Here is a 367-nt window from a genome sequence, read left to right as displayed (position 1 = left end):
ATACCGTTACCGCACACTTGGCCGTGCGCGCCTGCATGCACGGGAAATGAATCATCCGCGTGGCGCCCTATACCCATGGCGCACGATCAGCGGCGACGAATGCTCGGCCTATTTCCCCAGCGGCTCGGCGCAATACCACATCAATGCTGCGATTGCCTGGGCGATCCGGTTGTATGTGGATGCGAGCGGCGACCAGGCGTTCCTGCTGTCGCATGGCGCGGAAATTCTGTTCGAGACAGCGCGCATCTGGTTCGACGTCGGCCACTTCAATCCGCGTCGCGATGGCGCTTTTTGTATTCACGAAGTAACGGGGCCGGACGAGTACTCCGCACTGGTCGACAACAACCACTACACCAACCGCATGGCG

The 367-nt window shown here is 60.5% G+C and carries 1 pseudogene; it reads left to right on the top strand.

The features are described 5' to 3' along the window. A pseudogene (locus GSQ77_RS29115) lies at window positions 1–367 on the top strand (glycoside hydrolase family 65 protein); the annotation flags it as partial.

This window comes from Burkholderia sp. L27(2015) (assembly GCF_009765705.1).
GTDB lineage: Bacteria > Pseudomonadota > Gammaproteobacteria > Burkholderiales > Burkholderiaceae > LMUX01.
Note: the sequence above shows the minus strand (reverse complement) of the source record. Positions and strands in the feature narration are given on the sequence as shown.